The following is a 7,864-nucleotide window of genomic DNA, read 5'->3' on the forward strand; positions in this document are numbered from 1 at the left end:
GGTGATCTGTACCGGCGCGGCGTCACGGCCCTGCACGCGACCGGGTCCAGCTCGTTCACCACCACGATGCGTCGGACGGCCGGGGCGCGGAAGAAGCAGGTGCAGGAGCTGTTCAAGTATTTCAACAGCTTCATGACTGCGGAGCGCAACGGCTTGGACGTGCTGATCTGCGACGAGGCCCACCGGATCCGGGAGACGTCGGCGAACCGCTACACCCGGGCCGCGCAGCGCACCGGCAAGCCCCAGATCGACGAACTGATCGACGCAGCCCGAGTACCGGTGTTCCTGCTGGACGAACACCAGGTCGTCCGGCCGGGCGAGATGGGGACGGTGGCTCAGATCCGGGCGGCCGCCGCGCTAAAGGGCCTGGACTGCCAGGTGGTCGAGCTGGACAGCCAGTTCCGCTGCGGCGGCAGCGACGCCTACCTGCACTGGGTGGTGCGTCTGCTGGGCCTCGAGCCCGGTGGCCCCGTCGGTTGGGAGCCCGACGGCAAGGTCGCCCTGGAGGTCGTGGACAGTCCCCAGGAGTTGGAGGCCTTCCTCGAAGCCCGGCGCGCCGAGGGGTACGGCGCCCGGATGTCGGCCGGGTACTGCTGGAAGTGGACCACGAAGGTCGCCCCGGGGGACCCGCTCCCCCTCGACGTGCACATCGGTGACTGGGCCCGGCCGTGGAACGTGTACGGCGACCGCTCGATCGCCGGAGCCCCGCCCGCCGCGCTGTGGGCCACCGACCCGGCCGGCTTCGGCCAGGTCGGGTGCGTGTACACCGCCCAGGGCTTCGAGTACGACTGGAGCGGCGTCATCCTCGGGCCGGACCTCGTCTGGCGCACCGACCGCTGGGTCACCGACCGGACGGCGTCCAAGGACCCCGTCTTCCGCAAGTCCACCACCGACGCCGACATCGACCGTTTGATCCGCAACACCTACAAGGTGCTGCTGACGCGAGGGATGATCGGAACGGTCGTGTACTCGACGGACCCGGAGACGCGCACCAGGTTGCGGGAGCTGGTCACCGGGCAGCAGGCAGGACGGATCGCGGTGGAGCAGAGCCGCGGCCGATGACCAATCGCTGATTCCAGGCGAGGCACACGGTGCCGTCCAGTCTGCACGGTCGGTAACAGAGTCAGCTGGCGCACGGTCGCCAATGGCTCGGCGACCGTGCAGCCTCTGTCATCCGGCATGCGCCGGGGTCAGCGGCTCCCTAGCCTCGCTTCGGAAGACTTGTTCGGCGTGCCACAGCCGGTGCCGGCCCGCGACCGGGGGAGCCCCTGTGCTGTCGTCCGGGTTGCCGAAAGCAGCGTTGAGGAGCACGAACCCTCCGAGTCTTATAAGAATCGCACCACACATGCGGGCGAGTCTTTATGAGAGTAGCGCGTGACACTAACTCAAGTGACCTGGAGGGACCGGCTGTTGTCGCACGAGACGAACCAGGCCAGCTTGTCTGCTCAGTTGTCGAAGCGTCAGCCGAGACGGTCCACGCTTCGGCAGCGGTGGTCACCTCGGGACTCCCTGGGCCCGACGGCGGCCAGGTCCCTGGCTTACTCGAGGCTCGGTAGATGAACGGCGCCAACGTCGAACGGTTGCGACATCCGGGACCGCGCCGGGAAGGCCATGGAGGGCTGGCGCTTCCGTTCAGCGACTTCCGCGCTTGGATCTGGACGTCGTGAACTGGACTGGGACGGTCCACCCTCGGTCACCCTTGCGGGCGGGACACGCTCTGTCGTAGCAACGCCAGTACCAGCCGGCCTTGCCTCGCCTGAGGTCGAGCTGGTCTCCCTGGCAGCCGGCGCATCTCGGAGGGCGGGCGAAGTCCTCGGCGTGCTCGTGCTCAAGGATCTTGCGGGCGAAGTGGGCGCCTCGCACGGTCAGCATGATCTCGCGGGAGTGGCTCTGAGACAGGGCGTTCAGGCTGCCGAGGAGCACGGTCTGCTCGTCGATGACGACGATCTTCTGGTGCATGACATTGACGGAGATCACCGAGGGGGTGACGGCCTTGAGTTCGTCGAGGTACTCGGTAAACCTCTGTTGGTTCTGGTCGCTCTGGTCCCGGACGAATACGGTGACCTGCACGCCGCGTCGTACGGCGTCCTCCAGGGCGGGGAGAAGGCTCCGTACGCGTTTTGCGACCCATGGGGTCCAGATCCAGAGGGAGTGCTTGGCTTCGGCGAGGCGGTCGGCGAAGGTCTTGTAGAAGGCGACCTCGTCCTGGACGTCAGCGATTTCGACGTGCCGGCTGAGGATGTCCGCGAGGCGGGCACCGACCGGGCCGAGCCCGGGCGCCTCGGCTGCGAGTGGGGTGACGAGGCTGGTGGCTCGGATGGTGCGGACCGCGCCTGCCTCGACGAGCCCTCGGACAGCGCCGAGGGCTGTGTCGTGGGGTGCGGCCAGGATGCGGCTGCGGCTGCCGATGAGGTACAGGCGGTTCTGCACGCGGGTGGTGGCGACGTTGAACAGGCGGACGCCGTTGTTGGCCCAGTCTCCGCTGCCTGGGCGGCGTGAGGCCTGGGCCATCCACATGCCGCGGCTGTGTTGCTCCTCGACGAGGTCGAAGATGACGACGGGGAATTCGCGGCCTTGGAAGCGGTGGGCGGTGCCGACTTCGGCGAGGAGCCCGGAGTCGCCTTCGATGTCCCTCAGGGCTGCGAGTGTGGCTTCCGCTTGTGCCCCGTAGGGGGTGACGATGCCGGTGGTGTCTCCGTCGGCGCGGTGGAGTTCCACGAGGGTGCGGGCGAGGAGGAGGCCGGCAGGCCACCATCCGCTGGAGGGGCCGAGGCGGTGGATCTGCGCGAGGCCTCCGAGTCCGTCGGTGTCGACGATGACGATTTCCGCGTCGTCGGGTGTCTTGGCGCGTGCTCGGGCGTGGACGGTGGGACCGCCAGTGAGTAGGCCGTCGTAGGCGATGGTGTTGGCCAGGCGCATGACGTCCGGGCCGAAGCGATGCTGGACGTCGAGGCTGATGCATCCGGGGTTGGCGCGGGCGGCGGCCGGGGTACCGATGCGGCAGTGCTCGAACACTTCGGTGAGGAGCCAGCGTCGGATGTCGGAGCGTTGGCTGCCTTTCAGGGCTTCGGGGAGCACGGGGCCGAGCTGCATGAAGTCACCGAGGAGAACCGCAGTGGTCTTGGCCTTGGCAACGGCGAGGAGGACTTCGGGCAAGGTGGCGGCGCCGACCTCGTCGACGAGGACGACGTCGTAGGGGCCTTCGAAGACGGTCGGGTTGGTGCGGAACCTGGCGAGGGTGGTGGCGACGAGGCGGGCCTCACGGATGATCTGGCCTTGCGCGTCGCGGGCCAGGCGTTCGTACTGCTCGTGAAGTTCGCGGTGCTGCTTGATCAGCAAGGGATGGCGGGTGGCGTCGGCGGCGACCTGGGGCCTCAGGGCCTGGGCTTCGCGGTGGGTGGCCGGGTGTCCTCGGCGTTCGGCCTTCTTGACGTCCTCGGATGCGGCGAGGGTCAGGCGCAGTTGTTCGTCGAGGTGGACGATCCGGGCGGCCGCGTCCCCCTCTGCGTCACGCGTCTGGCGCAGCGCGTTGTCGGCCTGGTGCAGCTCGGTGTCGATGGCGGCCAGGTCGTCCCGGGTGAGCGGGATCTGCCGACTGAGCCGACTGACGGTGGCGTGGGTCTGGAGGCGGTGGCGGTCGGCGAGGGCGCGGGCTTGCCGGGCTTTGTCGAAGGTGCCTTGGTGGCGTGCGAGGGTGGCGTCGCGATGCTTCTCGGCGGCGGCGATGGCGGAGCGTGCCGCGAGTTTGGCCAGGCCCTTCTTGGCTTCGAGGTCGTCGAGGACCTGCTGTGCGTCGGCCAGTTCCTGGTGTGCGAGGAGTGCGCGGGCTTCAGCGCTGGTGGCGGCCGCTTCGACGTCGGCGGCTTCGGCTTCCAGCGCGTCGATTTCAGCCCAGGCGGCGCGGTGTCCGGCGGCGTTGTCGTGCTGGTGCCGAGCCTGTTCGGCTCGGTCCTCGGCCTGCGCGAGGAGTGGCTGCAGGTCGCGGTGCTGATCGGAGCACGCGGCGAGTTGCGCGGTGAGGTGCTCCACCGCGAGGGCAGGGTCGTCCAGGCGTCGGCGCTGCCGGGTGTAGTGATCGGCGTCGAAGTCGGCGAGGCGCGTGATGAGCGCTGCGAGGTGTCGGGCCCGCTGCTGCTGGGCACTGAGTTCGGCGGCGACGGCTTCGCGCTGCCCGTCGATGGCGGTGAGCTTTGCTCGCACCATGAGGGGCAGGCAGACCTGAGGGTCGTCGGCGATCTGCTTCAGGTGGGGTGGGCCAACTCGGACGAGTTGCCCGGGAGAGTGGCGCTGTTCCTTCACGACGCCGAGGAGAGCGTTGTCGACGGCGATGTTCGTCGCCGACACCAGGAGCACGCGTTTCCCGGCGGCGATCAGGTCGCTGATGGCGCGCTTGAGGACCGAGGTCTTGCCCGTACCGGGCGGCCCCCAGACGAGCCACAGGCCTGTGCCGACGCAGGCGCGGTAGGCGAGGTCCTGGGCCGGCAGGAGGCTGCCTGCGGGCAACCCGTGCGATGAGAGCTGCCCGCCGGGTTCACCGCGGGCGAGCAGCCCAGCCAGGCCGTCATCGGTGACGCCGGCGATACCGTCACGCAGGGACTTGATGAGGAACGTCGCAGGTTGCTGGTGGAGCCACAGGCACGGGTCTTCGAGGTCGGCGAAGTCAGGCACTCGGATACGCAGGACGGTGCCGTCGTGGGTGACGTCCAGGACGGGGTAGCCGCCCTCGACCGTGTTCTCGTCCGGTCCTGCGAGACGGAGGCTTTCGGCCTGAAGCTGGTCGGCGTTGATGGTGAGGCCACGGATATCGACGGCGTACTCGCCAGTGCCGGCAGCGACGGCGCGGCCCAGAACCCGCCAGTAGGGCTTTCGGCCTGCGCCGCCCTCCATGGCGAGCCAGGAATCGAGCGCCGTCACCGTTTCCTCGCGCCAGCCCACAGTCCCCCCAGAGCGTGTCCCCGATCGCCTATGTCCTACCACCGAGGACGGTTCGTCGTAGGAGCATCGCGAAGATTCGAGGCCCTACGTCCTGCGGGCGAGACCAAGCGCGTGTCGGAGCGCAACGGCCTGGTGGCCGCCAACCCGGCCCGCCACCTGGATCTACCGCAGGCGCCTCGACCGCACCCGGTGGTCTGGACCGACAACAGGGTCGCGGAGTCGAAGCGGACGGGCGAGCGCCCGCCTGTTGCCGTGTGGACGCCCGTCCAGAACCCAACCCACCAAGCAGGCCGAGATCCACGAGGTCTACGCCCGACTGGTGGTCCGCCTGGCCCTGCGCGCGTGGACAAGGCGTTCACCGCCACCCCGGCCTCGTTCGTGGAGACCGTCATCCTCAACGGCCGCGTCGCCACCACCGATCGGGCGACCGTACGGGCATGCGTCGTCAGCGTCGCCGCCGAGCGCAGGAACTTCGCCGACTTGGTCCTGGACGAGCCCAGGCCCGACCCGCAGTGCCTCCACCGCCTCGGCGCCATCGTCTCCAAGCACCCCCACGACCTGGAACCGGTCACGCCCGTCGTCGCGGCCGACCTGTCCCGCTACCGCATCATCACCGACACCGCCGTAGTCGCCACCCTGGACAGCCCACCCGACCTGCTCCAGATGAATCCCTACGGCTTCGAACGCCTGGTGCGCCAGCTCTTCGAAGCCATGAGCTACGAGGTTTGGGGCACCCAGGGCTCCCGCGACCACGGTGGGGACGCCGTCGCAACCTTGGCCGACCCGACCGGATCCACCATTTTCGCCGTTCAGGCCAAACGCTCCAAGAACGTCCCGCCGCAACGGCCGCCTCCGCCTGATCGACCGCCGCAACCTCAAGGCCCCTGCTCGCCGAGCACCCGAACATCGACGCCCTGATCGGACTGCGGAAGGTCCCCCCAAGCTGGCCGGCCACCGACCTCGTGTAGCGCGAACGCCGGGCCGCTGCACCGACTTGCGGCGGCTCTGCGGTCACCAGCTGCGGTCCCTGACTGGTCCCCAGCACGATCGCAAAGCGGCGGCGCCACAGTCGCCCACCACCTGCCGCACCATCAGCAAAAAGGCCGCTGACCTGGGATTTCTCCCGGCCAACGGCCTTCCGACATCACTGTCGGGACGACAGGATTTGAACCTGCGACCCCTTGACCCCCAGTCAAGTGCGCTACCAAGCTGCGCCACGTCCCGTGGTCTCGTGCCGTGCGGCGGGGCCTGGGGGGCTCTGCCGGGCGGCTTCTCGACCTTGTCTCCGGTTGTCCCGGCGACGTGGAAAACAATACAGCACGTCGGGGGGTGCTCGCTGCCAGGTTCGGGGGTGGGGTGGGTCAGGGGGTCGGGTGGCGGGCGTCGTAGGTGAGGAAGGCGGGGCGGCGGGCGGCGAGGAGGAGGACGGCGGCGACGCAGGCGAGGCCGCCGGTGATCACGGAGGTGGCGGGGTTGGTGAGGGCGGCGACGGCGCCGGACTCGAAGTCGCCGAGGCGGGGGCCGCCGGCGACGACGACGGTGAAGATGCCCTGGAGGCGGCCGCGCATCTCGTCCGGGGCTGCGACCTGCATCATCGTGTTGCGGAAGATCATGCTGACGGTGTCCGCGCAGCCGGCCACCGCGAGCAGCAGGAGGCCGAGCCAGAGGTTGTGGAGGGCGCCGAAGGCGGCGATGGCGAGGCCCCAGGCGGAGACCGCGGCGAGGACGGCGGCGCCCTGGCGGTGGACCCGGTTGACCCAGCCGGAGAAGAGGGCGCCGAGCAGGGCGCCGACGGCGGGGGCGGCGACCAGCAGGCCGACGGTGCGGGCGTCGCCGCCGTAGAAGGTGACGGCGATGGCCGGGAAGAGGGATCGGGGCAGCCCGAAGATCATCGCGGCCAGGTCGGCGAGGAAGCTGGTGCGCAGGTTGGGCTGCTCGCGCAGGAAGCGCAGTCCGTCCAGGACGGAGGCGCGGCCCTTGCGTTCGCCGAGCGGCCGCATGGCGGGCAGGCGCCACATCGCGTAGAGGGTGCCGGCGAAGGCGGCGGTGTCGACCAGGTAGGCGGCCTGGGCCCCGAAGGCGCCGATCAGGACGCCGCCGAGCATCGGGCCGACGGTGAGGCCGAGGTTCATGCTGACGGTGGCCAGGGCGTTGGCCGCCGGGAGCTGGTGGCTGGGGACCAGCCGGGGGATCATCGCCGAGCGGGCGGGTGAGCTGAGGGCGAAGAACCCGGCTTGGGCGGCGACGGCGGCGTAGAGGATGGCGACCAGGCCGAGTCCGGCGAGGGCTTGGACGGCGAGGACGGCGGAGACCACGGCGAGTCCGGCCGAGCCGATCAGGCCCAGCTTGCGCCGGTCCACGGTGTCGGCGATCGCGCCGCCGTACAGGCCGAAGGCGACCAGCGGGACGAAGGAGAACAGGCCCACCAGGCCGGTCGCGAAGGCGGAGCCGGTCATGTCGTAGATCTGGACGGAGACGGCCACGGCCGTCATCTGCTGGCCGATGGAGGAGACCACCTGCCCGAGCCAGACCCGGCGGTAGTCGGGGTTCTCGCGCAGCGGGCTGAGGTCGGCGAAGGCGCGTCGGTACCAGGGAACGGGCCCCGCGCCGACCTCGGGGAGCGGTCCGACGGCCGGAACGGGATCGGAGGGCGCCGAGGGCGCGGAAGGCTCGGAGGGCGCGGAGGACGCCCGGGGCGGAGTGGCGTCGGTGGCCGGATTGGCAGGATGATTGGTCGACACAGCCCTCCATGATCCGCCCCGCCCCTCGCCCGTTCCACACCGGGGTTGCCTCCGGCGGGCCCGCCCCCGGCGGAACCGGAGCCGGTCTAACGGCAATGCTGGTGACTTTAGGTCGTGTCGCGCGGGGTGACGGTTGGTGTTGCTGGTTGTGGTGGTGGCCAGTTGTGGTGCTGGGCGCGCTTGAGGGG

Annotated in this window: 4 protein-coding genes and 1 tRNA gene; 2 read left to right on the forward strand and 3 right to left on the reverse strand. The window is 70.0% G+C overall.

What is annotated here, in order from left to right; all coding sequences use genetic code 11:
• Positions 1 to 1,062 (forward strand): DNA/RNA helicase domain-containing protein (locus tag ABT247_RS29615; protein WP_350748517.1); only part of this gene is annotated, 1,062 nt, incomplete at its 5' end.
• Between the two features lie 570 nt (positions 1,063 to 1,632).
• On the opposite strand, the gene ABT247_RS29620 is transcribed toward ABT247_RS29615, so the two are convergent.
• Entirely contained in the window at positions 1,633 to 4,914 is a 3,282-nt protein-coding gene (locus tag ABT247_RS29620; RefSeq protein WP_350748520.1) for an AAA domain-containing protein, read from the reverse strand.
• Between the two features lie 363 nt (positions 4,915 to 5,277).
• On the opposite strand from ABT247_RS29620, the gene ABT247_RS29625 reads away from it, so the two are divergent.
• Positions 5,278 to 5,853 (forward strand): restriction endonuclease, encoded by a 576-nt coding sequence (locus tag ABT247_RS29625; protein WP_350748523.1) that lies wholly within the window; start codon positions 5,278 to 5,280, stop codon positions 5,851 to 5,853.
• Positions 5,854 to 6,085: 232 nt separating this feature from the next.
• On the opposite strand, the gene ABT247_RS29630 is transcribed toward ABT247_RS29625, so the two are convergent.
• A tRNA-Pro gene (locus tag ABT247_RS29630) sits at positions 6,086 to 6,159 on the reverse strand.
• 137 nt (positions 6,160 to 6,296) lie between these two features.
• Entirely contained in the window at positions 6,297 to 7,676 is a 1,380-nt protein-coding gene (locus ABT247_RS29635; protein WP_502892528.1) for an MFS transporter, read from the reverse strand.
• Positions 7,677 to 7,864: the final 188 nt, after the last annotated feature.

This window comes from Kitasatospora sp. NPDC001539 (assembly GCF_040298565.1).
In the GTDB taxonomy this organism is placed as follows: Bacteria; Actinomycetota; Actinomycetes; order Streptomycetales; family Streptomycetaceae; genus Kitasatospora.